Source organism: Streptomyces sp. NPDC102279 (assembly GCF_044766365.1).
GTDB lineage: Bacteria > Actinomycetota > Actinomycetes > Streptomycetales > Streptomycetaceae > Streptomyces.
Window position 1 is genome coordinate 242,201 of the sequence record NZ_JBIWLU010000008.1, and the last position, 22,600, is coordinate 264,800.

General features: G+C 70.8%; 20 protein-coding genes and 1 tRNA gene. 13 read left to right on the forward strand and 8 right to left on the reverse strand.

Going from position 1 to position 22,600, the window contains the following annotated elements; all coding sequences use genetic code 11:
* The first annotated feature begins 79 nt into the window (after positions 1–79).
* A complete protein-coding gene (locus tag ACIRQH_RS22190) occupies positions 80–970 on the forward strand; it encodes a DUF4429 domain-containing protein (protein WP_358814910.1) in 891 nt (296 codons plus the stop codon).
* A gap of 75 nt (positions 971–1,045) precedes the next feature.
* Here ACIRQH_RS22190 and ACIRQH_RS22195 read toward each other — a convergent pair whose 3' ends face one another.
* Entirely contained in the window at positions 1,046–2,617 is a 1,572-nt protein-coding gene (locus tag ACIRQH_RS22195) for a metallophosphoesterase family protein (RefSeq protein ID WP_358814911.1), read from the reverse strand.
* 164 nt (positions 2,618–2,781) lie between these two features.
* On the opposite strand from ACIRQH_RS22195, the gene ACIRQH_RS22200 reads away from it, so the two are divergent.
* Together ACIRQH_RS22200 and glmS are read left to right on the forward strand one after the other, a co-directional pair.
* Complete coding sequence (locus ACIRQH_RS22200; protein ID WP_355863081.1) at positions 2,782–3,039, forward strand: hypothetical protein; 258 nt, start codon at positions 2,782–2,784, stop codon at positions 3,037–3,039.
* A gap of 13 nt (positions 3,040–3,052) precedes the next feature.
* Positions 3,053–4,870 (forward strand): glutamine--fructose-6-phosphate transaminase (isomerizing), encoded by a 1,818-nt coding sequence (gene glmS, locus ACIRQH_RS22205; RefSeq protein WP_358814912.1) that lies wholly within the window; start codon positions 3,053–3,055, stop codon positions 4,868–4,870.
* Positions 4,871–5,230: 360 nt separating this feature from the next.
* Here the strand turns inward: glmS and ACIRQH_RS22210 are convergent, their stop codons facing one another.
* Entirely contained in the window at positions 5,231–5,758 is a 528-nt protein-coding gene (locus ACIRQH_RS22210; protein WP_164370626.1) for a universal stress protein, read from the reverse strand.
* A 392-nt stretch (positions 5,759–6,150) separates the two neighbouring features.
* Between ACIRQH_RS22210 and ACIRQH_RS22215 the strand changes: the two genes are divergently transcribed.
* The 5 genes from ACIRQH_RS22215 (at position 6,151) to ACIRQH_RS22235 (ending at position 9,790) form a co-directional block, all read left to right on the forward strand.
* Positions 6,151–6,666, forward strand: a complete 516-nt coding sequence (locus ACIRQH_RS22215) for a hypothetical protein (protein WP_388931143.1) — start codon at positions 6,151–6,153, stop codon at positions 6,664–6,666.
* Between the two features lie 374 nt (positions 6,667–7,040).
* Positions 7,041–8,273 (forward strand): helix-turn-helix domain-containing protein, encoded by a 1,233-nt coding sequence (locus tag ACIRQH_RS22220; protein ID WP_358814913.1) that lies wholly within the window; start codon positions 7,041–7,043, stop codon positions 8,271–8,273.
* A gap of 136 nt (positions 8,274–8,409) precedes the next feature.
* Positions 8,410–9,012: an oligoribonuclease gene (orn, locus tag ACIRQH_RS22225; RefSeq protein WP_358814914.1), complete on the forward strand. Its 603-nt coding sequence runs from the start codon at positions 8,410–8,412 to the stop codon at positions 9,010–9,012.
* Positions 9,013–9,120: 108 nt separating this feature from the next.
* Positions 9,121–9,193 (forward strand) — tRNA-His (locus ACIRQH_RS22230).
* 93 nt (positions 9,194–9,286) lie between these two features.
* Positions 9,287–9,790 carry a GNAT family N-acetyltransferase gene (locus tag ACIRQH_RS22235; protein WP_404226855.1) on the forward strand — a complete coding sequence of 168 codons (504 nt, stop codon included), beginning with the start codon at positions 9,287–9,289 and terminating at the stop codon, positions 9,788–9,790.
* Positions 9,791–9,792: 2 nt separating this feature from the next.
* Here ACIRQH_RS22235 and ACIRQH_RS22240 read toward each other — a convergent pair whose 3' ends face one another.
* From ACIRQH_RS22240 to ACIRQH_RS22250, 3 genes are all read right to left on the reverse strand, one after another.
* Positions 9,793–10,620 (reverse strand): serine/threonine protein kinase, encoded by an 828-nt coding sequence (locus tag ACIRQH_RS22240; protein ID WP_358814916.1) that lies wholly within the window; start codon positions 10,618–10,620, stop codon positions 9,793–9,795.
* Between the two features lie 296 nt (positions 10,621–10,916).
* Positions 10,917–11,258, reverse strand: a complete 342-nt coding sequence (locus ACIRQH_RS22245) for a hypothetical protein (RefSeq protein ID WP_388866058.1) — start codon at positions 11,256–11,258, stop codon at positions 10,917–10,919.
* 372 nt (positions 11,259–11,630) lie between these two features.
* The gene (locus tag ACIRQH_RS22250; RefSeq protein ID WP_358814918.1) at positions 11,631–12,686 is read right to left on the reverse strand and encodes a LacI family DNA-binding transcriptional regulator; all 1,056 of its coding nucleotides are present in this window, start codon (positions 12,684–12,686) and stop codon (positions 11,631–11,633) included.
* 388 nt (positions 12,687–13,074) lie between these two features.
* On the opposite strand from ACIRQH_RS22250, the gene ACIRQH_RS22255 reads away from it, so the two are divergent.
* From ACIRQH_RS22255 to ACIRQH_RS22270, 4 genes are all read left to right on the forward strand, one after another.
* Entirely contained in the window at positions 13,075–14,400 is a 1,326-nt protein-coding gene (locus ACIRQH_RS22255) for an ABC transporter substrate-binding protein (protein ID WP_358814919.1), read from the forward strand.
* Positions 14,397–15,425 carry a sugar ABC transporter permease gene (locus tag ACIRQH_RS22260; RefSeq protein WP_358814920.1) on the forward strand — a complete coding sequence of 343 codons (1,029 nt, stop codon included), beginning with the start codon at positions 14,397–14,399 and terminating at the stop codon, positions 15,423–15,425. Before ACIRQH_RS22255 ends, ACIRQH_RS22260 begins: the two co-directional genes overlap by 4 nt.
* Complete coding sequence (locus ACIRQH_RS22265; RefSeq protein ID WP_358814921.1) at positions 15,422–16,333, forward strand: carbohydrate ABC transporter permease; 912 nt, start codon at positions 15,422–15,424, stop codon at positions 16,331–16,333. Before ACIRQH_RS22260 ends, ACIRQH_RS22265 begins: the two co-directional genes overlap by 4 nt.
* Before the next feature lie 124 nt (positions 16,334–16,457).
* Positions 16,458–17,888, forward strand: coding sequence for a GH1 family beta-glucosidase (locus tag ACIRQH_RS22270; RefSeq protein WP_388866066.1), 1,431 nt, complete (start codon positions 16,458–16,460; stop codon positions 17,886–17,888).
* A 155-nt stretch (positions 17,889–18,043) separates the two neighbouring features.
* On the opposite strand, the gene ACIRQH_RS22275 is transcribed toward ACIRQH_RS22270, so the two are convergent.
* The 3 genes from ACIRQH_RS22275 to ACIRQH_RS22285 all read right to left on the reverse strand — a co-directional run bounded on the left by ACIRQH_RS22275 (position 18,044) and on the right by ACIRQH_RS22285 (position 21,870).
* The gene (locus ACIRQH_RS22275) at positions 18,044–19,516 is read right to left on the reverse strand and encodes a cellulose binding domain-containing protein (protein WP_388931150.1); all 1,473 of its coding nucleotides are present in this window, start codon (positions 19,514–19,516) and stop codon (positions 18,044–18,046) included.
* A 276-nt stretch (positions 19,517–19,792) separates the two neighbouring features.
* Positions 19,793–21,169: a sensor histidine kinase gene (locus ACIRQH_RS22280; protein ID WP_404226856.1), complete on the reverse strand. Its 1,377-nt coding sequence runs from the start codon at positions 21,167–21,169 to the stop codon at positions 19,793–19,795.
* Positions 21,166–21,870, reverse strand: coding sequence for a response regulator transcription factor (locus tag ACIRQH_RS22285; RefSeq protein ID WP_358814925.1), 705 nt, complete (start codon positions 21,868–21,870; stop codon positions 21,166–21,168). Before ACIRQH_RS22285 ends, ACIRQH_RS22280 begins: the two co-directional genes overlap by 4 nt.
* Positions 21,871–22,026: 156 nt before the next feature.
* Here ACIRQH_RS22285 and ACIRQH_RS22290 point away from each other — a divergent pair, with 156 nt between their 5' ends.
* Entirely contained in the window at positions 22,027–22,551 is a 525-nt protein-coding gene (locus ACIRQH_RS22290; RefSeq protein WP_358814926.1) for a hypothetical protein, read from the forward strand.
* Positions 22,552–22,600 lie beyond the last annotated feature (49 nt).

The following is a 22,600-nucleotide window of genomic DNA, read 5'->3' on the forward strand; positions in this document are numbered from 1 at the left end:
GTCCTGGGGTGGGCCGCTCACCGTGCCGTCGAATTGGTCGAGACCACTCTCCCGCAGTCGCGGTGGAACAATCCCCCTCATGGCGGAAATCATCCAGCGGGACGGCACCTGGGTCTTCGACGGCGACGCGCTGCGGCTGACCCCGGGACGGGACAGGAACGTCGGCCTGCTGCGCAAGGAGCTGGGTGAACTGGCGGTGCCGCTGGGCGCGTTGGCGGGTGTATCGCTGGAGCAGGGCAAGAAGTCGGGGCGGCTGAGGCTGCGGCTGCGCGACGGCGCGGACCCGCTGCTGCAGGCGACGGGCGGCAAGCTCGGCGATCCGAACGATCCCTACCAACTGACGGTCGAGGCGGACCGGTTGGGCGTCGCCGAGTACTTCGTGGACGAGGTGCGCAACGCGCTGCTGCTCGACGAGGTGCCCGCGGGGCCCGTCGACGGCTATCTGCTGCCCGGCCCGGCGGTTCCGCTGGCCGCCTCCGCCGGTGACGGCACGGCGACCTTCGACGGCGAGTCCGTACGCCTGGAATGGAACTGGAAGACGGAGGAGGCGAAGTCGGCGGCCGGCGCGCGCACGCTCGCTCTCGGCGACATCAGGGCCGTCGAGTGGCATCCGGCGGTCGGCCTGGAGAACGGCTGTCTGCGCTTCACCGTGCGGGGCGCGGAGACGAAGGCGCCGCCGAAGTTCGACCCCAACTCCGTGGAGCTGTGGGGCTTCAAGAAGGACCCGCTGATGGCGCTGGTCGCGGCGGCTGTGCAGGCGCGGCTGCCGCATCCGGCGGCGTCCGTGCCCGAGGGGGCCGCCGTACGGGCCGTGGAGGCGGGCCGGGCGGCGATTCCCGCACCGGCGTCCGAGGCCGATCACGACGCCCTGCTGCGCAGGCTCCGGGAACTGGGCGAGCTGCGCCGCGAGGGCGTCCTGACCGACGAGGAGTTCGCGCTGGCCAAGCAGGCGGTCCTCAAGCGCCTGTGACGACAGACGCGTCGAGGACCGCCCGATCGCGGGCTCAGCGACCCCGCGCCCCGCGCCGTGGGCGTACGGGGGTGCCTACTTGGCGCGGCGGGCGACCGTGAAGTGGTCGACCTCGGCGCCGGTCTCGGCGATGCCGCGGACCTTCAGCGTGGCCAGGCGGCCCCGGGAGGCCGGCGTGACGTCGACGCGCAGGAACGAGTAGTTGAGGTAGCGCACGCGCGACCAGGTGACCGTCTCGTTCTGCTTGCCGTCCTTCAGGTTGACGAAGGAGGCGACCGACTCGACCTCGTTCTCCTTGCCCTCGTAGGACTCCGGGGCGGTGAAGGCGTAGAGGCTGCGGCCGGCCGCGCCCGCCGTGACGTAGACGACGCCGTCGGTCTCCGGGTAGGCCGTGCCGCCGATCGGCAGCTTCTTGGTGACCGCGTTGTTCTTGATGACGTCGGTGCGCTCGTACTGGTGGTTGTGGCCGTTGATCACCAGGTCGACGGTGTACTTCTCGAACAGCGGCACCCACTCCTGTCGCACGCCCCCCTCCGAGGCGTGCGCCGTGGAGGTGCAGTACGCGCAGTGGTGGAAGAAGATCACGATGAAGTCGATGTCCCGCGCTGCCCGGTACTTCTTGAGCTGGGTCTCCAGCCACTTCGTCTGCGTGCCGCCGGAGATGCCGAGGTTGGCCGGGATCTCGAAGGAGATGTCGTTGGCGTCCAGCGAGATGATCGCGGTGTTGCCGTGGACGAAGGAGTAGACGCCGGGCAGGTTGGCCTTGTCGGGGCCGTTGTCGGGCAGCGTCCAGCGCGCCTCCTCGCCGCCGTACCCGTTGGGCGAGTACCAGGCCTCCATGTCGTGGTTGCCGTAGGCCGGCATCCAGGGGACCTGCTTGGCGACCGTCTCGGTCTGGGCGAGGAACTGGTCCCAGATGCGCGAGTCGAAGCCGGTGTCCTCCTTCTTGCCCGCGCCGGACGGGTCCGCGTACGCGATGTCGCCGGCGTGCAGGTGGAAGGACGGGTTCTGGGCGAGCAGCAGGGCGTCGTTGGCGAGGCCGTGGTAGCCGACGCCCTCGTCGCCGAAGGCGGTGAAGGTGAACGGCTCTGCGCGGTCGGGCGCGGTGGTGAAGGTGCCGAGGGTGCCGAGGAGGTGGGGCGCGGCGGGGTCGAAGCCGGCGTGGCCCACGCCGTAGTAGTACGTCCTGCCGGGGCGCAGGTGGGTGAGCTTGGCGTGCAGGTAGTACTGGGTGTGGTCGCCGCTCGCGCCCACGCCGGCCGGGGTGTAGAGGCTGCGGACCTCGGCGTCGATCTTGCGGGAGAGGTCCCAGGGCTGGGCGCCTATGCGGATGTAGGGCCGGCTGACCGCGGTCGGCACCTGCCACGAGACGGTCATCTCGGTGCGCGGGTCGTTGCCGAAGGCGAGGTGGCGGCCGAAGGGGGCGACGAGCGCGCCGTCCACCTTCTCCGTCGAGGCGGGGGCGGAGGTCCGCTGTGTCGGGACCGCCGCCTGGGCGACGGCGGCCGGCACGAAGGCGCCGCCCGCGACGGCGCCGAGGGTCACGGCGCCGCCTCTGATCATGTTGCGCCGGGAGAACTTGGCGCGAAGGTACTCGTGCTGCTCGGCCATGCTCATGTTCTCGGCGAGCCGCTCGGGTACGCCCATGCGTGGAGTGTCCATGGGTCCAGAAGTTGCTCCCGGCAATCGACGGGGCGCAAGACGCCGCATGGACAGCTTGTAAACAGCGGTCCATAAGAGTTTCAACAACCACTTGCCCGATATCGGGCAGGATTCTTGCGAATCACCTTTCGGTACCCCAGGATCAACGGGTGCACGACGAACTTGTTGATCACCTGACGCGGTCCACGCCCCTGAGCCGGGGCGAGGCGCTGCGCGTGGTCCAGGACGTGCTCGCCTGGTTCGACGAGACGACCGAGGAGTACGTCCGTCGCCGCCACCGCGAACTCCAGGCGCAGGGCCTGGTGAACGCGACGATCTTCGAACGGATCGAGGCGGACCTGAAGTACCGCGCGGTCGCGCCGCCCGAGCTCAGCCTCAGGCAGCTGCGCCGCATCGTCTACGGCTGAGGAATACGTATATATGTGCGGAATCGTCGGATACATCGGCAGGCGTGACGTGGCGCCGCTGCTCCTGGAGGGCCTGCAGCGCCTGGAGTACCGCGGCTACGACTCGGCGGGCATCGTCGTGACCTCCCCGAAGGCCACCGGCCTGAAGATGGTCAAGGCCAAGGGCCGGGTCCGTGACCTGGAGGCCAAGGTCCCCAAGCGGTTCGCCGGCACCACCGGCATCGCCCACACCCGCTGGGCCACGCACGGCGCCCCCTCCGACGTGAACGCGCACCCCCACATGTCGGCCGACAGCTCGGTCGCCGTCGTCCACAACGGCATCATCGACAACGCCTCCGACCTGCGCAAGAAGCTGGAGGCGGACGGCGTCGAGTTCCTCTCCGAGACCGACACCGAGGTCCTCACCCACCTCATCGCCCGCTCCGGGCAGGAGAAGCTGGAGGACAAGGTCCGCGAGACCCTGCGGGTCATCGAGGGCACCTACGGCATCGCCGTGATGCACGCCGACTTCCCCGACCGCATCGTGGTGGCGCGCAACGGCTCCCCCGTCGTGCTCGGCATCGGCGAGAAGGAGATGTTCGTCGCCTCGGACATCGCCGCGCTGGTCACCCACACCCGCCAGATCGTGACCCTCGACGACGGCGAGATGGCCACCCTCAAGGCCGACGACTTCCGGACCTACACCACCGAGGGCACCCGGACGACGTCCGAGCCGACCACCGTGGAGTGGGAGGCCGCGTCGTACGACATGGGCGGCCACGACACGTACATGCACAAGGAGATCCACGAGCAGCCCGAGGCCGTGGACCGGGTGCTGCGCGGCCGGATCGACGACCGGTTCTCGACGGTCCACCTCGGCGGCCTGAACCTGGACGCCCGTGAGGCGCGTCAGATCCGCCGCGTGAAGATCCTCGGCTGCGGCACCTCGTACCACGCGGGCATGATCGGCGCCCAGATGATCGAGGAGCTGGCCCGCATCCCCGCGGACGCCGAGCCGGCCTCCGAGTTCCGCTACCGCAACGCGGTCGTCGACCCCGACACCCTGTACGTCGCCGTCTCCCAGTCCGGTGAGACGTACGACGTGCTGGCCGCCGTGCAGGAGCTGAAGCGCAAGGGCGCGCGGGTGCTCGGCGTGGTCAACGTCGTCGGTTCGGCGATCGCCCGCGAGGCCGACGGCGGCATGTACGTCCACGCGGGCCCCGAGGTCTGCGTCGTCTCGACGAAGTGCTTCACCAACACCACGGTGGCGTTCGCGCTGCTCGCCCTGCACCTCGGCCGCACGCGTGACCTGTCGGTCCGCGACGGCAAGCGGATCATCGAGGGCCTGCGCAAGCTGCCCGCGCAGATCTCCGAGATCCTGGAGCGCGAGGACGAGATCAAGAAGCTGGCCGAGCAGTACGCCGAGGCCCGCTCGATGCTCTTCATCGGCCGCGTCCGGGGCTACCCGGTGGCCCGTGAGGCCTCCCTGAAGCTCAAGGAGGTCTCGTACATCCACGCCGAGGCCTACCCGGCCTCCGAGTTGAAGCACGGTCCGCTGGCCCTCATCGAGCCCGCGCTCCCCACGGTCGCGATCGTCCCGGACGACGACCTGCTGGAGAAGAACCGCGCCGCCCTGGAGGAGATCAAGGCACGCAGCGGCAAGATCCTCGCCGTCGCGCACCAGGAGCAGGAGAAGGCCGACCAGACGATCGTCGTCCCGAAGAACGAGGACGAGCTCGACCCGATCCTGATGGGCATCCCGCTCCAACTGCTGGCCTACCACACGGCGTTGGCGCTCGGCCGGGACATCGACAAGCCGCGCAACCTGGCCAAGTCGGTCACCGTCGAGTAGTCCGTCACGCCAAGTCCCTTACGGAAAGCCGGACATGAACGGTCCCCGTGCGCGCCACCTGCGCACGGGGACCGTTCCCGAAGGGCCGGAGCCGCCCAATACCCCGGCCCGCGCCGATCTCAGCCGGTGGCCGTCACACCCCGGCCGCGGCGCGTCGCGGCAGTCCTGGGGCGGCGTGGAGTGTCCTGCTGTCCGGTGCGGTCGAAGTGCCGCGTCCCGGCGGTCGCCGCCACAAGGACCGGCGTCCGGTGTATTCCCCCCACCAGGGCACGAACACCCGCTACGCGCCGGTAGGTTGACCCGTCGCGCGCAGAAGGGGGAACCCGCTCCCGGGATCGGTACGGCCGGGGCGACGGAGCGTCAGGGAATGACGATCACGGGGCGCCTGGCTCGCTTGGCGAGCCGCCCCGCGACGGAGCCGAAGATGCGCCCGACGATGCCGTGCGTGGAGCCGACGACGATCGCGTCCGCCTCGTACTCCCGCCCCACCTCTTCGAGTTCGTGGCAGATGTCTCCGCCGCGCTCGACCAGGATCCACGGCACCTCGGAGAGGTACTCGGCGCAGGCCAGTTCCAGTCCGAGCACCTCGGTGCGGTGGTCGGGGACGTCGACGAAGACGGGCGGCTCGCAGCCCGCCCACACCGTGGTGGGCAGCCGGTTGGCCACGTGCACGATGATCAGGCCCGAGCCGGAGCGGTGAGCCATGCCGATCGCGTAGGCGAGGGCGCGCTCGCTGGACGTCGAGCCGTCGAAACCGACGACGACGCCGTGCTTGAAAGCGGGATCGCAGGACTGGCGCGGAGCTTCCGCCGCCAGGGGCTCAGCCGCCGTGGGATCGGCGAGCGGGCGCTTGCGGTCCGCGTGATCGAAGAATTCGTGACCGGCCATGGTTGTCTCGGCGTCTGGATCCTCGTGGTGGGGACGACAACGATCGGCAGAGCTGTGTCTGGGAAACATCTTCCCAACCCCATACCCCCAAGGGTACGGCGGCACGCCTCCTCTGCCCAGATCGCGCGCGCCTTACGCGGCGTTCCAGGGAGCATGCATGAGAGGCGCCCGTAACGCAATGGTTGCTGCCCCGTACAGGCGGTTTGCGCAGGGTTCACCCGGGGACGGGCGCTTTCCCGGCCGTACGGTGCCTCTGGCGCGGGCCCGCACCACCCTGCCGGACGGCGGAGACAGGGCGCCGGGCAGTGACCGGCCGGTCGACCATGCGTTGAACCCTGCGCAGCCACCGCCATGGAGAGCATGGAGAACACAGGAGTACCAGGGAGCAGAACGTGCCCGCACCCGACACCGCCCCCCTTCCCTCCGCCCCGTCCGCTTCCCCCGCCACGCCCCCGTCCGGATCCTGCCCCGCGGCGCACCCCGGATCGCACGCCGCCCCCCGCCCCGCGACGGCGCCCGCGCCCGACACGGTGAGCGACCTGGTCCGCTGGGCGGCCTTCAGCTGTGTCCTCGTCCCCGTGGTCCTCTTCTGGTACGGCACCTCACTGGCCGGCGCGACCGGCACCGCCCTCGGTCTCGCGGCCGTGACCGGAGCCTGCCTGGTGCTGCTGCGCCGGTCCGAGCGGGGCGCGGCGGTCCTGCGCGAGCAACAGCGGGACGCCGCGCGGTCGTCCGAGCGGCAGCGGGCGCCGCAGCAGCGGGGCCGGCACGGGAGGACCGCACCGGGTCCGGCGGCGGACGCGGGACGGGGGAACGGTGCGGAGGCGGGGGGCGGCCAACGCGGCAGAAGCGGCCCGGGATCCCGTCGTGGCGGACGTCACGGTGCGGGAAACAAGCCGGTCGACTGACCGGTTTGCACGCACTCCTGCGTTTCTTTTCAGCCAACTTCTCGTTATGGCCCATCCCTTGGTCGAACGACCCCCCAACCCCCGTTCCACCTGCACCGAAAGGGGTACGGAGGACGCGCGCACCCTACGTGGATTGGCCACTGCCACGAGGCGCACTTCCCTGCACGGCCCACGAGTGCAACGCTTCGTGATCGAATGCTTCACGCCAAGTTGCCATGTCGACATTCTGCGGAGTACCGATCTGGTCACCTTGGCGCCACGGGACACAGTAGATTCGATCTTGTCTTACGGCGGGGGACTCGTGCAGGACCGAGGGGAAACGTGCAGGAGCGACACAACCGAGGAGCCGCGACCACCGAGGGGGGCTTAGCAGGATGAGCCACGACTCCACTGCCGCGCCGGATGCCGCGGCCCGGAAGCTGTCCGGGCGACGCCGCAAGGAGATCGTCGCGGTGCTGCTGTTCAGCGGCGGCCCCATCTTCGAGAGTTCCATACCGTTGTCGGTGTTCGGGATTGACCGCCAGGACGCCGGCGTGCCGCGCTATCGCCTTTTGGTGTGTGCCGGCGAGGAAGGCCCGCTGCGGACCACAGGGGGCCTGGAACTCACCGCACCACATGGCTTGGAAGCGATCTCCAGGGCCGGCACGGTGGTCGTGCCCGCCTGGCGGTCGATCACCTCGCCACCACCCGAGGAGGCACTCGACGCACTGCGCCGCGCGCACGAGGAAGGTGCCCGCATAGTCGGACTGTGCACCGGCGCCTTCGTGCTGGCCGCGGCCGGTTTACTGGACGGCCGTCCGGCGACCACCCACTGGATGTACGCACCGACACTGGCCAAGCGCTACCCGTCGGTGCACGTCGACCCCCGCGAACTCTTCGTGGACGACGGCGACGTGCTCACCTCGGCGGGGACGGCGGCCGGAATCGATCTGTGCCTCCACATCGTGCGCACGGACCACGGCAACGAAGCCGCCGGCGCGCTCGCCCGGCGTCTGGTGGTGCCGCCCCGGCGCAGCGGCGGCCAGGAGCGCTACCTCGACCGGTCGCTGCCGGAGGAGATCGGCGCCGACCCGCTGGCCGAGGTCGTCGCCTGGGCGCTCGAGCATCTCCACGAACAGTTCGACGTGGAGACGCTGGCGGCGCGCGCCTACATGAGCCGCCGCACCTTCGACCGCCGGTTCCGTTCACTGACCGGCAGTGCTCCGCTGCAGTGGCTGATCACGCAGCGCGTGCTGCAGGCACAGCGGCTGCTGGAGACGTCCGACTATTCGGTCGACGAGGTCGCGGGCCGCTGCGGCTTCCGCTCACCGGTCGCGCTGCGGGGTCACTTCCGGCGTCAGCTGGGGTCGTCCCCGGCCGCGTACCGGGCGGCGTACCGCGCCCGTCGGCCCCATGCGGAGCGTTCGGTGGACACGGAGAGCGCGACGGGTCCGGTCGGACCGCCACCGTCGGTGCACCAGGAGCATCCGGGCCCCGTCCCGATGCAGACCCGGCGCACCGCGGCGGCCCTGGGCGCCTCGGCTCTCTCGCCGGACGCGCTGCGCGAACGGCCGGAGCTGTACGTCGCGGGCCGGCCGAGCCTGCCCGGGCAGCGCAGCGCGCCGTAGCCCGACCGTCTCATGCGTGAGGGCCCGCAACCTTCGGGTGCGGGCCCTCACGCATGCCGGCCGCGAGGCGATCCGTCGCCGTGGCCCGGCGCACGGGCGGGTCCACCTGACCGGGGCGGGCCGTAGGGTGAGACACATGAACGATCGCATGGTGTGGATCGACTGCGAGATGACCGGGCTCTCGCTGTCGGATGACGCGCTCATCGAGGTGGCCGCGCTGGTCACCGACTCGGAACTGAACGTACTCGGCGACGGTGTGGACATCGTGATCCGCCCGCCGGACGCCGCCCTGGAGACGATGCCGGACGTGGTGCGCCAGATGCACACGAAGTCCGGTCTGCTGGAGGAGCTCGCCGGGGGCACGACCCTGGCGGACGCCGAGGCGCAGGTCCTCTCCTATGTACGGGAGCACGTCAAGGAGCCCGGCAAGGCCCCGCTGTGCGGGAACTCCGTCGGCACCGACCGCGGTTTCCTGCTGCGCGACATGGCGAGCCTGGAGAGTTACCTCCACTACCGCATCGTCGACGTGTCCTCGGTGAAGGAGCTGGCGCGCCGCTGGTACCCGCGGGCGTACTTCAACAGCCCGGACAAGAACGGCAACCACCGCGCCCTCGCCGACATCCGCGAGTCCATCGCCGAGCTCCGCTACTACCGCGAGGCGATCTTCGTCCCGCAGCCCGGACCGGACTCGGACACCGCCCGCACCATCGCCGCCAAGCACGTCGTCCCCACCGAGTAGGCCTTTGACGGGGCCCTCGCGGGCCCCGGAAAAAGCCGTGCGCGAGCACCCCTTCCGACCCTGTACACTTTTTCTCGGCCGGTCGGAGCAGCACGAAGACCGGACATGGTGGGTGTAGCTCAGTTGGTAGAGCACCTGGTTGTGGTCCAGGTGGCCGCGGGTTCAAGTCCCGTCACTCACCCTGAGCAGTCAGCCGGTGACCTGTTGAACAGGTCACCGGCTGACTGCGTTCCGGGGGAACCCGGTCCGCGAGCGGCCGCCGAACGGAGACGCCATGGACCCCGAGCCCGACACCACCACCGCCCGGCTCGATCTGCTCCCGCTGCGGGCCCGGCACGCCGAGGAGATGGCCGCGGTGCTCTCCGATCCGGCGCTGCACGCGTTCATCGGCGGGGAACCGGCCTCCGTCGACGCGCTCCGGGCGCGGTACGAGCGGCTCGTCGCGGGCTCCCCGGACCCCGCCGTCGTCTGGCGCAACTGGGTGCTCAGGGCACGCCCGGAGGGGTGTCTGGTGGGGACCGTCCAGGCCACCGTCGAGGGGGAGGTCGCGGAGGTCGCCTGGGTGGTGGGCACGCCCTGGCAGGGACGCGGGTACGCGGTGGAGGCGGCACGGTCACTGGTCCCCCTGCTGACCGACGGGTTCGGCGTCCGTACGGTCGTCGCGCACGTCCACCCCGCGCATCACGCCTCAGCCGCCGTCGCCGCGGCGGCGGGGCTGTCACCGACCGACACGTGGCAGGACGGCGAGGTCCGCTGGGAACTGACGGTGCGTGGCTGACGTCAGCGCTGCCGGGACCCGCCCGCCGTGCGCCATGCCGCCGCGAAGTGGTGGACGTCGGGGAAGCGGTCGTCCGGAGCGGGGAACGTGGCACGCTCGACGACGGCCAGCAGCTCCGGGGTGCCGCGCCAGGCCCGCTCGTCGTCGCCCGCGTCGAGCAGCAGACGGGCCGCCCGGCCGAGCGTGAAGACGGTCGTACGGGTGTCGATCACGGCCCCGCGCTCGAACTCCTCCGGGGCCATGAACCGTCGTGAGCCCGGCAGCCGCTCCTCGTCGAGGACGAAGGGGCCCGGCCGGTAGGCGTCGAGGTCGACGAGGTGGACCGTCCGGCCGGTGAAGTCGTAGAGCAGCGTGCCGTCGTAGAAATCGACGGCGACGTGGCCGGCGGCCTCGACGGCGAGGTGCGCGTCGAGGACCCGGTCGAACGCGCGCAGGATGTCGGCGACGGGCAGGGACCGGAAGCGGGCCATCGGACTGCCCGCGGTCGTACGGTCGCGGGGGCCGCCCGCGGTGGGGTGGTACAGCACCTCGCCCTCGCGCCACGGCATGACCACCGCCCATCCGTCCCGGACGGCCATCCGGTGGACCTGCGGCACGATCGCCGTGTGCCGTACGGCCCGGTGGAACGTCCATCCCCGGTCGAGCGAGCGGCGGCCTCGTTCGTCGGCGGCCTCCTTGACGAACCAGCGGGCGCCGTCGAGGAGGCGCACTCCGTAGGACACACATCCGGAGTCCTGCTCACGGAACACCGTGAACACCTCACCCACCCGGCCCAAGTACGTCTCCACGGCGGGCACTTCGTCGACTCCGAGCAAGGGATGCAGGACCATGCCCGCCAGCCTGCCCTACCGAGGCCCCGGAAGGGACGGAAACCGCAGGCCAGGCATTCCGGGCGCGTCGAACCTACCCCGGACGGGCCACCAGGACGACGCCCGCAGCACCAGCTCCGCCGGCAGGACCAGTTGGCGCCGCTCCCGGGTAGGGGGGCGACGGGGCGACGGGCACACGAGAGCGCCCTGCGTTCCGGACGAGAGACCTGAGAGGTCCCGCGTCCCGGTTCGCAGGGCGCTTCCGGGTCATCACGCGAGCTCACGGCCCGAACCGGGCCGCGAGGGGGACGTGAGGGCTAGCAGGCCTTGTTCTTGATGCCCGAGCCCTTGGTCCAGGCGACCCCGCCATAGGCGAAGGACTCCTTCTTGTTCTTGCCGATCGAGAGGTCCGGGTCCCGCCGCGCGGCCACCGTGACGCTGAAGCACGCCTTGCGGGCGCAGCTGTTCTTCACCTCGACCATGCGGTTGAAGCGCTTGTTGTACCAGCGGACGACCGTCACACACCCGGCCGCCTGCGACGAAGCCTGCGCCGCTCGCGGCGCCGTCCCCTTCGACACGGCCACCGCCTGGCCTCCGAAGCCGGCCAGCGATCCCGCGAGCGCGGTCGCGGCCGTGGCAAGAGCTACAGTCCTACGCATGTCTCCCCCTGATCATCGATGTGGGGGGACACGAAAAACGTCCTGGTCAGGGACCGCTTCCCCCCGGTTCGACGGCAACGCTAGTCCAGACGGATCAGAGGTCTCCACAGGTAATCCCGCGCTCCCGGGACAGCGGGCCGGGGACGGCCGAAAGACCCCTTCCGTTTGCAAACGCCACGGGCAACGACGCTCACGCACCCCGCGCCACAAGGGCCGAACACCTGCGTGCGAACGCTTTCATTGCCACGTGTGACGCTCGACACGACCTCTTCCGGCCAGTGGTTCAACGCTTGAGCGACTCGGGGTGCGCGTTGCACGACTCCCGCCCGGACGACGGGACGTTGTCCGTTCACCCGACCGGGAGCACCGAAGTCACGACGACGCCCGCACCACCAGCTCCGCCGGCAGGACCAGTTGGCGCTGCTCCAGGGTGCGGGAGGAGGTGGGGCGGCGGTCCGCTATCTCGCCGAGGAGGAGGTCGGTCATCGCGCGGCCCATGTCCTCGATGGGCTGGCGGACGCTGGTGAGCGGCGGTTCCATGTGGCGGGCTATGGCCGAGTCGTCGTAGCCGATCAGGGCCACGTCGTCCGGGATGCGGCGGCCGGTCTCGCGCAGGACCTGCCGGGCGCCCGCCGCCATGACGTCGGAGCCGGCGAAGACCGCGTCGAGGCCGGGGCAGCGCTCCAGCAACAGGGTCATGGCCCGGCGGCCACCCTCCTCGGTGAAGTCGCCCGGCACGATCAGCCGGTCGTCCACCGGGCGGCCGGCGTCGAGCAGCCCCTGGCGGTAGCCGGCGACGCGCTGCTGGGCTCCGTACACGTCCATGCGGCCGGCGAGATGGACGATGGAGCGGCGACCGCGGGCGACCAGGTGCCGCACGGCCGCGCGGCCCCCGCCGTAGTTGTCGGAGTCCACCGACGGCAGCGTCTCCTCGGCCGAGCGCCGGCCGCTGATCACCGCCGGGATCTCCAGCTGGGAGAGCAGGTCGGGCAGCGGGTCGTCCGCGTGCACCGAGACGAGCAGGACCCCGTCCACGCGGTGCGCCGCCAGATAGTGGGCGAGGCGCTCCCGCTCCCGGTCACTGCCCGCGAAGATCAGCAGCAACTGCATCTCGGTGTCGGAGAGTTCCGCTCCGACACCGCGCAGCATGTCCGAGAAGTACGGTTCCGCGAAGAACCGGGTCTCCGGCTCGGGGACGACCAGGGCGATGGCGTCCGTGCGGTTGGCGGCCAGGGCCCGGGCCGCCGTGTTGGGGACGTACCCGAGCTCGGCGACCGCCGCCTCGACCGCGGCGCGGGTCGCGTCACTGACCCGCGGGGAGCCGTTGATCACCCGGGAGACCGTGCCACGGCCCACGCCGGCGCGCGCTGCCACCTCTTCGAGGGTGGGCCGCCCGCCACTGCGGCCCCGCGCTCCGTGGACTGCCATGGGCTTCGCCCTCCCGTCGACACCAAGTGGCCTGGAATCTAACAGCCCCGTCTGCCGAGGTGAGCGCCGCTCACGTACGTACGGGGACCCTTCCCGCACCCCGGCGCTCGCCTTCGGGCTCCGAAGGGGCTATAAGACAACTCGGGCCATGTAGCGGAATGACATCTTCAGCTAACAGGCCGATAACTGAACGCATCTCTCCGCTCCCCCACCCTTGACACCCCCGCGGGAACCGACGACTCTTCAACACATCACTGGTGGGAGCGCTCCCACAGTACCTGACACATACACAACCCGCACGTTCCCCGCCCGAGCCGCAGCGAGTAACAACGGGCGCCACCAATGCAGTTGGCCGGGGGGTCGGCACGTCAGGCAACAGGAGGACGTAATGCGCACGAGTACCCGCCGGTCCCGCAGGCTGGGGGCCATCGCGGCCGTCGCCGCGCTCGCCACGGGACTGCTGGCCGGTTGTTCCAGCGACCCGGACAACGGCTCGTCGGACGCGAACAACGGTGGCAGCGGCAAGGGCAAGACGACCCTGACCGTCGGCACCTTCGGCGTCTTCGGCTACAAGCAGGCCGGTCTCTACGACGAGTACATGAAGCAGCACCCGAGCATCTCGATCAAGGAGAACGTCACCACCCGCACCGACGTGTACTGGCCCAAGACGCTCACCCGTCTGCAGGCCGGCGCCGGCACCGATGACCTCCAGGCGATCGAGGTCGGCAACATAACGGAGGCCGTCCAGACCCAGTCCGAGAAGTTCGTGGACCTCGGCAAGGAGGTCGACAAGTCGCAGTGGCTGGACTGGAAGCTCGCCCAGGCCACCAACAAGGACGGCAAGACCATCGCGCTCGGTACGGACATCGGTCCGATGGCGATCTGCTACCGCAAGGACCTCTTCGAGAAGGCCGGTCTGGAGACCGACCGCACCAAGCTCGCCGCGCAGTGGAAGGGCGACTGGGCGAAGTACGTCGACCTGGGCAAGCAGTACATGAAGAAGGCGCCGAGCGGCACCAAGTTCGTGGACTCCGCCTCCTCGGTCTACAACGCCGCGCTCGGTGGCGAGAGCCAGCGGTACTACGACAAGGACGGCAACGTCATCTGGGACAAGTCCACGGGCGTGAAGAAGTCCTGGAACGCCGCGATGACGGTGGCGACCAGCGACATGTCGGCGAAGCTGAAGCAGTTCGACCCGACCTGGGACCAGGGCTTCGCCAAGGGTTCGTTCGCGACGGTGGCCTGCCCCGCCTGGATGATGGGCTACATCCAGGAGAAGTCCGGTGACGCCGGCAAGGGCAAGTGGGACGTGGCGGCCGCGCCGACCGCGGCCAACTGGGGCGGTTCGTTCATCGGCGTGCCGACGGCGGGCAAGCACCAGAAGGAGGCCATCGCCCTGGCCAAGTGGCTCACCGCGCCCGCGCAGCAGGCGAAGGTCTTCGCCAAGCAGGCCAGCTTCCCGTCGACCCCGGCGGCGTACGACACCCTGAAGCCGGCGACCGCGACGACGTCGTACTTCTCGGACGCGCCGATCACCCAGATCTTCGCCGACTCGGCGAAGACCATCCCGGTCCAGAACTTCGGCACCAAGGACCAGCCGATCGGCACCGCGATCACCGACGTCGGCATCCTCCAGGTCGAGCAGAAGGGCAAGTCCCCCGAGCAGGGCTGGAACGCGGCCAAGGCGGAGATCAAGGACGTGCTCGGCCAGTGACCAGCTCCAAGCAGGCTCTCGCGCACCCCGCGACGAGCGCCGACGCCGCGCCCGGCTCCCAGCCGGGCGCGGCCCGGGGCGCTCAGGGTCGCGGTACGCCGCCGCCGGGCCCGGACTCCTGGCGCAGCCGGCTGTACCGCTGGGACATGAAGGCGTCGCCGTACGCGTTCATCGCCCCCTTCTTCATCATCTTCGGAGCCTTCGGGCTCGTGCCGCTGCTCTACACGGCCTGGTACTCGCTGCACAACGTGCAGCTGTCCGGCCTGGACCACCAGACCTGGGCAGGCCTGGACAACTACAAGAACCTGCTGTCCTCGGAGTTCTTCTGGAACGCCCTGGAGAACACCTTCACCATCGGCGTGATCTCCACGGTGCCGCAGTTGGTCATGGCACTCGGGATCGCCCACCTGCTCAACTACCGGCTGCGCGGCTCGACCGTGTGGCGGGTCGTGATGCTCACCCCGTACGCCACCTCGGTGGCGGCGGCGACGCTCGTCTTCACGCTGCTGTACTCGTGGGACGGCGGCATGGTCAACTGGCTGCTCCACTTCGTCGGGGTCGACCCGATCAACTGGCGCGAGTCCGACTGGGGCGGTCAGTTCGCCGTCTCCTCGATCGTGATCTGGCGGTGGACCGGCTACAACGCGCTGATCTACCTCGCCGCGATGCAGGCCATCCCCGCCGACCTGTACGAGTCGGCGGCGCTCGACGGCGCGGGCCGCTGGCAGCAGTTCCGCCACGTCACGGTTCCGATGCTGCGGCCGACGATCCTGTTCACGGTGGTCGTCTCCACGATCGGCGCGACGCAGCTGTTCGGTGAGCCGCTCCTGTTCGGCGGGGTCAGCGGCTCGAAGGGCGGCTCCGCGCACCAGTACCAGACGCTCGGCCTCTACATGTACGACCAGGGCTGGGGCATCGGCAACCTCGGCAAGGCGTCGGCGATCGCGTGGACCATGTTCCTGATCCTGCTGATCATCGCCGCGATCAACCTGCTGGTCACCCGACGGCTGAGGAAGACCCAATGACCACGACTGAACTGACGGCCCCTCAGGCAGAGGCGAAGGGGACTCCGCAGGACCGGGTCCCCGTACGGCGCCGGTTCCTCGGCGCGGGCAAGCAGCTGCACGCGGGTCCGGTCACCTACCTCGTCCTGACCGTCTTCGCGCTGTTCTCGCTCGCCCCGCTGGTCTGGACGGCCGTCGCGGCCTCCCGCAACAACGTGCGGCTGGCGCAGTCACCCCCGCCGCTGTGGTTCGGCGGGAACCTGTTCAAGAACCTGCAGGCCGCGTGGGAGCAGGCCGGGCTCGGCACCGCGATGGTCAACTCCACGATCGTCGCCGGGACCATCACCCTGGGTACGGTCGTGTTCTCCACGCTCGCCGGGTTCGCCTTCGCCAAGCTGCGGTTCAGGTTCTCCGGTCTTCTGCTGCTGCTGACCATCGGCACGATGATGATCCCGCCGCAGCTGGCCGTCGTGCCGCTGTACCTGTGGATGAGCAACCTGGGCTGGTCCAACCAGCTGCAGACGGTCATCCTGCCCACCCTGGTGAGCGCCTTCGGCACGTTCTTCATGCGGCAGTACCTGATCCAGGCGCTGCCCAGCGAGCTGATCGAGGCGGCGCGGGTCGACGGCGCCAGCAGTCTGCGGGTCGTCTGGCACGTCGTCTTCCCGGCCGCGCGGCCGGCCATGGCGGTGCTCGGCCTGCTGACGTTCGTGATGGCCTGGAACGACTTCCTGTGGCCGATCATCGCGCTCAACCAGCAGAATCCGACCGTGCAGGTCTCCCTGGCCTCGCTGGGCACCGGATACATCCCCGACCAGTCCGTGATCATGGCGGGCGCGCTGCTCGGCACGCTGCCGCTGCTCATCGCCTTCCTGCTCTTCGGCAAGCAGATCGTCGGCGGGATCATGCAGGGCGCGATCAAGGGCTGACCACCCCGCCCGGGGGCCGGGCCACCGCTGCCCCGGCCCCCTTCCTCGCTCGCCCGCTCCATCTCCCGCCTCTCTCCCCCTCCTCCGACCCGTCGGTCTTCACGACCCCCTTGGGAGCGCTTCCATGCCTGAGTCCGTAACCCCTGTGACTTTCCCTCCGGCCTTTCTCTGGGGCGCGGCGACCTCCGCCTACCAGATCGAGGGCGCGGTGAGGGAGGACGGCCGCACCCCCTCGATCTGGGACACCTTCAGCCATACGCCGGGCAGGACGGCCGGCGGCGAGCACGGTGACATCGCTGTCGACCACTACCACCGCTACCGCGACGACGTGGCCCTGATGGCCGACCTCGGCCTGAGCGCGTACCGCTTCTCGGTCTCCTGGTCGCGGGTGCAGCCGACCGGCCGGGGTCCCGCCGTGCAGCGCGGCCTCGACTTCTACCGGCGGCTGGTGGACGAACTGCTCGCCCACGGCATCAAGCCCGCCGTCACCCTCTACCACTGGGACCTGCCGCAGGAGCTGGAGGACGCGGGCGGCTGGCCCGAGCGGGAGACCGCGCTGCGGTTCGCGGAGTACGCGCAGATCGTGGGCGAGGCGCTCGGCGACCGCGTCGAGCAGTGGATCACTCTCAACGAGCCCTGGTGCAGCGCGTTCCTCGGGTACGGCTCCGGGGTGCACGCCCCCGGCCGGACGGACCCCGAGGCCTCCCTGCGCGCGGCCCACCACCTCAACCTGGCCCACGGGCTCGGCACGTCGGCGCTGCGTTCCGTGATGCCGTCCCGCAACTCGGTCGCGGTGAGCCTCAACTCCTCGGTGGTCAGGCCCGTTTCGCAGGACCCGGCGGACCTGGACGCCGCGCAGCGCATCGACGACCTCGCCAACGGCATCTTCCACGGACCGATGCTGCACGGCGCGTACCCGCGGACGCTGCTCGCGGCGACGCGGTCGGTCACCGACTGGTCGTTCGTCCAGGAGGGCGACCTCAAGGCGATCAAGCAGCCGTTGGACGCGCTCGGTCTCAATTACTACACGCCGACGCTGGTCTCGGCCGCCGAGGCGACCGCGGACGGTCCGCGCGCGGACGGTCACGGCGCCAGCACGCACTCCCCCTGGCCCGGAGCGGACGACGTCGCGTTCCACCAGACGCCGGGCGAGCGCACGGAGATGGGCTGGACGATCGACCCGACCGGTCTGCACGACCTGATCATGCGCTACACCCGGGAGGTGCCGGGCCTGCCGCTGTACGTGACGGAGAACGGCGCGGCCTACGACGACAAGCCGGACCCGGACGGCCGCGTCCACGACCCCGAGCGCATCGCCTACCTGAACGGCCACCTGTCCGCCGTGCACCGGGCGATCGCCGACGGCGCGGACGTGCGCGGCTACTACCTCTGGTCCCTGATGGACAACTTCGAGTGGGCGTACGGCTACGGCAAGCGGTTCGGCGCGGTGTACGTCGACTACGCGACCCAGGTCCGCACCCCGAAGTCGAGCGCCCACTGGTACAGCCGGGCCGCACGCACCGGGACGCTCGCGCCGGTGACGGCCGCCGAGTAGGCCGGGCGCGGGGCGGGGGACACGGGGACGGGGCGCGGCACCGAGGGGGGTGCCGCGCCCCGGTGTTCCCGGGCCGGGTCCGACGCTACGACGCCCCGGCCGGGTGGGGGGTGGAGAGAGTCCGGCCGGGGCGCGCAACCCCCGTTTTCGGATGGCTACTTGTAGGCCCCGAAGGCCTTCGAGAAGGCGCCGTCGCTCTGCACGACGGAGCTGCAGACCGGGTCGGCGGAGTTCTTGGCGCCGCCGGCGCACTGCTTGTCGCGGGTCGCGGACCACATGGAGAGCCAGCCGAGGCCCTTCGACTGCGCGAACGTCACGAGCTGCGAGGCATCGCCGACGGTGAAGATCTCGGACGAGACGTCGTTGACACCGATCATCGGGGTGACCGCGACAGCCTTCCACGCGGCGCTGTCGGAGAGGCCGAGGACGCTCTTGACCTGCGCCTGGGTGGCGGTGGCGGCCTGCTCGGCGTAAGTGCCCATGTCGCCGCTGTACGAGGGTCCGTAGTCCATCGCCATGATGTTCACGGTGTTGGTCCTCACGCCGTTCGACTTGGCGTTGGAGAGCAGGTTCACGCCGTCCTGGGTGAGGCCCTCGGGCATGACCGGCAGGGTGAACGAGACGTCCAGGTCCGGGTGCTGCTGCTGGAGCTTGGCGATGGCCTTCGCGCGGGTGGTGTTCGCGGCCGTGTTCGGCAGCGCCCCGCCCTCGATGTCGAAGTCCACCTTCGTGAGCTTGTACGCGTCGACGGCCTTCCCGTACGCCGCCGCGAGCGTGTCCGCCGAGGAGCAGGTCGTGGCCAGCTCCGAGCCGGAGGCGCCGCCGAAGGAGACCCGGACGTCGCCGCCCTTCGCGCGGAGCGCGCCGATCTGCGCGGCCACCGCGTCGCTCGCGAGGTCGCTGACGCCGCCCCACTTGGGGGTGCAGCCGCCGCCGTCGGTGATGAAGGCGAGGTTGTAGTTCTTCACGCCGGTCGCCTCGGCCGCCTTGACCAGGTCGAAGGCCGGGTAGAGGGAGGTGTCGACGTAGGGCGCGAAGCCAGCCGTCGTGGCGCTGCCGCTGCCCGAACTCTGCGTGGGGGTCGCGGTGGTGGCCGTCGCGGTCGGCTTCGGGCTCTCGCTCTGCGAGGCGGTGGCGGTCGGCGTCGCGGTGGGGGTCGCGGACTCGCTCGGACGGCCGCTCGGCTCGGGCGTCGCGCCCCCATCCACCGAACACTTGCTGTCGTCGACGAGACAACCGGTGGGGTTCGCGGTGCCGTTCACGACGAAGCCGACGGTGACGGTCGCGCCGGGCGCGAGGCCGTCCTTGTCCCAGGACGGAGGGTTGACGGTGACGTGCTGCCCGCTCACCTTCGACGTGCCGTTCCACAGCGAGCCGAGCGTGTTGCCGGAGGGCAGGTCGAACTCCAGCTTCCAGTCCTTCTTCGCCTGGGCGGTGTCGTTGGTGATGACGTACTGCGCGGTGTAGCCGGTCGACCAGTCGCTGGTCCTGGTGTACGCCGCGCCGACGCTCGCCGCCTGCGCGCTGCCGGTGAACAGGAGGGCGCCGCCGCCGACCACGGCCGCGGCGACCACGCCGCCTATCGCCTTGTTCCTGCCACTGACCTTGCGCCGGTGCGTACTGCTCATCGCGTGCCTGCCTTCGCGGTTTCACGGGTTTCTCAGGGGGTCCCATGGGGGGTGCGGCACACGCTAGCGATCCGGAATCGGTCAAACCGGCTCATCCGGGCGGGGGTTGAGGATCTTAGGGTCCGCTTAAGGAAGGCATCGGGAACGGTTAAAGGTCGAGACCAATATGGGCGGTTCGGCGGGTCGGCGCGAGGGCGGAACGGCTCGGCACCCGGCCGCGACCGGACCGGCGTGCCCGGCGTCACGCGGCCGGTCCGCCGAGCGCGTGGGTCGTGCTCAGCTCACGCCCGCGCCGCGCCTGCGGCGGCGGACCGTCCCCCGGTGGCCGCGGCGGACCGGCGCGCGGCCGTCCAGCTGGATCCAGATGCGCACCTCGGTTCCGCCCAGCACGGAGGAACCGATCCGTACGTCACCGCCGGTCGACTCGGCGAGCCGCCGCACGATGTCCAGGCCGAGGCCCGTGGAGCCGTCGTTGCCCGAGCCCCGGCCGCGCGCCATGGCGGCCACCGGGTCCACGATGCCCGGGCCCGCGTCCGACACCAGCACGATCACCGCGTCCTCGCCGTTGTGCACGTCGACCGCGAACGCCGTGCCCTCGGCGGTGTGCCGGAAGACGTTGCCGAGGAGGGCGTCGAGCGCTGCCGCGAGATCCGCGCGGGCCACGGGGATACGGACCGGCCGGTCCACCCCGGCCACCCGCACCTTGCGGCCCTCGTCCTCGGCGAGCGCGGACCAGAAGTCCATGCGCTCACGGACCACCTCGGCCGCGTCGCACCCGGCGCCGGCGCCGATCGCCGCGGTCTGCGGCTTGGCGTCCCGGGCCGTCCGGATGATCGTGTCGACCTCGCGCTCCAGCTGCGCGACGGCGGCCCGGGTCTGCTCGGCCGCCGGACCGTCCCCGAGCGAGGCCGCGTTGAGGCGGAGCACGGTCAGCGGGGTGCGCAGCCGGTGCGAGAGGTCGGCGGCCAGCTCCCGCTCGTTGGCGAGGAGTTGGACGACCTGGTCGGCCATCGCGTTGAACGCGACGGCGGCCAGCCGCAGTTCGTTCGGCCCCTCCTCGGGCACCCGGGCACCCAGCTTGCCCTCCCCCAGCTCGTGCGCGCTCTCGACCAGGCGCTGAGCGGGCTGGACCATACGGACGCCGAGCCGGTCGGCGACCGCGACGGAACCGATGATGAGCGCGATGCCCACCGCAGCGAGGACCGCCCAGGCCGTGCCCACGCCGTTGCTCACCTCGGCCTCGGGGACGTACACCTCGACGACCGCGATCTCGCCGGAGCTGAGCGCGATGGGCTGGAGCAGGGTCGACCCGCCGGCCACCTCGGTGGTGGAGGCCCGGCCGAGCTTGCGGGTCATGACGATGTCCTTGGCGGCGGCACGCCGCTTGCCGATCTCGACCGCGGGTTCACGGTCGGCGGCGGGTATGTGCACGGCGATGCCCGCGTCCGAGCCGGCCGAGGCGACGACGCGCTCCAGCTCGTCCCGGTCGGTGGTGATGGAGAGCGCGGGAGCGATGGCGGCGGCCTCCCGCTCGGCGTTCGAGAACGCCCGGTCCCGCGCCATCTCCTTGATCACCAGGCCGAGCGGCACCGCGAAGGCGACGACGACCATCGTCGTCACCGCCACGCAGACCTTGACCAGCGCCCACCTCACAGCGGCCGCTCCGCTCTCGGCGGCTCCAGCTTCACGCCGACGCCTCGCAGGGTGTGCAGATAGCGCGGTCGCGCCGCCGTCTCGCCCAGTTTCCGGCGCAGCCAGGACAGATGGACGTCGATCGTCTGGTCGTCGCCGTACGCCTGTTGCCACACCTCGGCGAGCAGTTCCTTGCGCGGGACGACGACGCCGGGGCGGCCGGCGAGGAAGGCGAGCAGGTCGAACTCGCGCCGGGTGAGGTCGAGTCGTACGCCGTCCAGCTCGGCCTGGCGGCGCAGCGGGTCGATGGCGAGGCCGCCGACGCGGATGACCGTGGACGGCGCGGCGTCGGCCGCGCTCGTGCGGGAACGGCGCAGCACCGCGGCCATCCGCGCCGACAGGTGCTCGACCGAGAACGGCTTGGTCAGGTAGTCGTCCGCGCCGTCGTTCAGCAGGCGGACGATCTCCGTCTCGTCGTCCCGCGCGGTGGCGATGATGACCGGCACGTCGGTGATGCCGCGCAGCATCTTCAGCGCCTCGGACCCGTCCAGATCGGGCAGTCCGAGGTCGAGGATCACGACGTCGAAGGAGAAATGGGCGACCTCGCGCAGCGCCTCCAGGGCCGTACCCACGCTGCGCACGGTGTGCGCGGCCTCGGTCAGGTGCCGGATGAGGGCCGAGCGTACGAACTGGTCGTCCTCGACCACGAGCACACTTGCCATGGGCGGCACCGTACGCCATCCGGGCGATGCCCCACGGCGCCTGTGGACAACCCCTTCCGGGCACCTGTGGACAATCCAGGCCGGACGTCTGCGGAGCCTCCCTACGGTGCCGGGTCCCTGAGACACCCGTGGGGCGCGTGGTGCAGTATGGCCGCGATGCGCAGAGGACTCGTACACGTACTCGCGTGGTTGCTCGCCACGGGCGCGGCGGTCACGCTGTCGTGGTGGGGCGTGCACACGGTGATGACGGGGACGGCGTACGACCCGCCGCGTGCCCTGCCCATCACGGCGGCCGGCGCGACGACGCAGGAGTCGAAGCCGCTGGCCTCCTCGACCCATCGGGCGGAGCCGTCGAAGAAGACGCCGGACAGGCCGTCCGCGACGCCGCGGCCTAGCGCGACACCGACGGCGTCCGCGTCCCCGAGCGGCAGCAGCCCGCCCGCCTCCCCGAGCGCGTCCGGCAAGGTCAAGAGCTACGACACCGACGGCGGCCGGGCGGTCTTCGACATCGGGCCCGCGTACGCGACGCTGGTCTCCGCGACGCCGAAGGCCGGCTGGTCGATGCAGGTGTGGAAGACCGAGTCGTGGATCCGCGTGGAGTACACCTCGGGAGCGGACCGGGTGTCGGTGTTCTGCACCTGGCACGACGGGCCGCCGCGTGTGGAGATCGGGACGTACTGACGTCCGGCGGGACCCGGCCCGGACTCCCGGTCGGCGGGTCTGCGGTCAG

Coding starts and splice junctions, on each gene's coding strand:
- ACIRQH_RS22190 (WP_358814910.1), top strand. CDS start 80: ATGGCGGAAATCATCCAGCGGGACGGCACCTGGGTCTTCGACGGCGAC.
- ACIRQH_RS22195 (WP_358814911.1), bottom strand. CDS start 2,617: ATGGGCGTACCCGAGCGGCTCGCCGAGAACATGAGCATGGCCGAGCAG.
- glmS (WP_358814912.1), top strand. CDS start 3,053: ATGTGCGGAATCGTCGGATACATCGGCAGGCGTGACGTGGCGCCGCTG.
- ACIRQH_RS22210 (WP_164370626.1), bottom strand. CDS start 5,758: ATGGCCGGTCACGAATTCTTCGATCACGCGGACCGCAAGCGCCCGCTC.
- ACIRQH_RS22220 (WP_358814913.1), top strand. CDS start 7,041: ATGAGCCACGACTCCACTGCCGCGCCGGATGCCGCGGCCCGGAAGCTG.
- orn (WP_358814914.1), top strand. CDS start 8,410: ATGAACGATCGCATGGTGTGGATCGACTGCGAGATGACCGGGCTCTCG.
- ACIRQH_RS22235 (WP_404226855.1), top strand. CDS start 9,287: ATGGACCCCGAGCCCGACACCACCACCGCCCGGCTCGATCTGCTCCCG.
- ACIRQH_RS22240 (WP_358814916.1), bottom strand. CDS start 10,620: ATGGTCCTGCATCCCTTGCTCGGAGTCGACGAAGTGCCCGCCGTGGAG.
- ACIRQH_RS22245 (WP_388866058.1), bottom strand. CDS start 11,258: ATGCGTAGGACTGTAGCTCTTGCCACGGCCGCGACCGCGCTCGCGGGA.
- ACIRQH_RS22250 (WP_358814918.1), bottom strand. CDS start 12,686: ATGGCAGTCCACGGAGCGCGGGGCCGCAGTGGCGGGCGGCCCACCCTC.
- ACIRQH_RS22255 (WP_358814919.1), top strand. CDS start 13,075: ATGCGCACGAGTACCCGCCGGTCCCGCAGGCTGGGGGCCATCGCGGCC.
- ACIRQH_RS22265 (WP_358814921.1), top strand. CDS start 15,422: ATGACCACGACTGAACTGACGGCCCCTCAGGCAGAGGCGAAGGGGACT.
- ACIRQH_RS22270 (WP_388866066.1), top strand. CDS start 16,458: ATGCCTGAGTCCGTAACCCCTGTGACTTTCCCTCCGGCCTTTCTCTGG.
- ACIRQH_RS22275 (WP_388931150.1), bottom strand. CDS start 19,516: ATGAGCAGTACGCACCGGCGCAAGGTCAGTGGCAGGAACAAGGCGATA.
- ACIRQH_RS22285 (WP_358814925.1), bottom strand. CDS start 21,870: ATGGCAAGTGTGCTCGTGGTCGAGGACGACCAGTTCGTACGCTCGGCC.
- ACIRQH_RS22290 (WP_358814926.1), top strand. CDS start 22,027: ATGCGCAGAGGACTCGTACACGTACTCGCGTGGTTGCTCGCCACGGGC.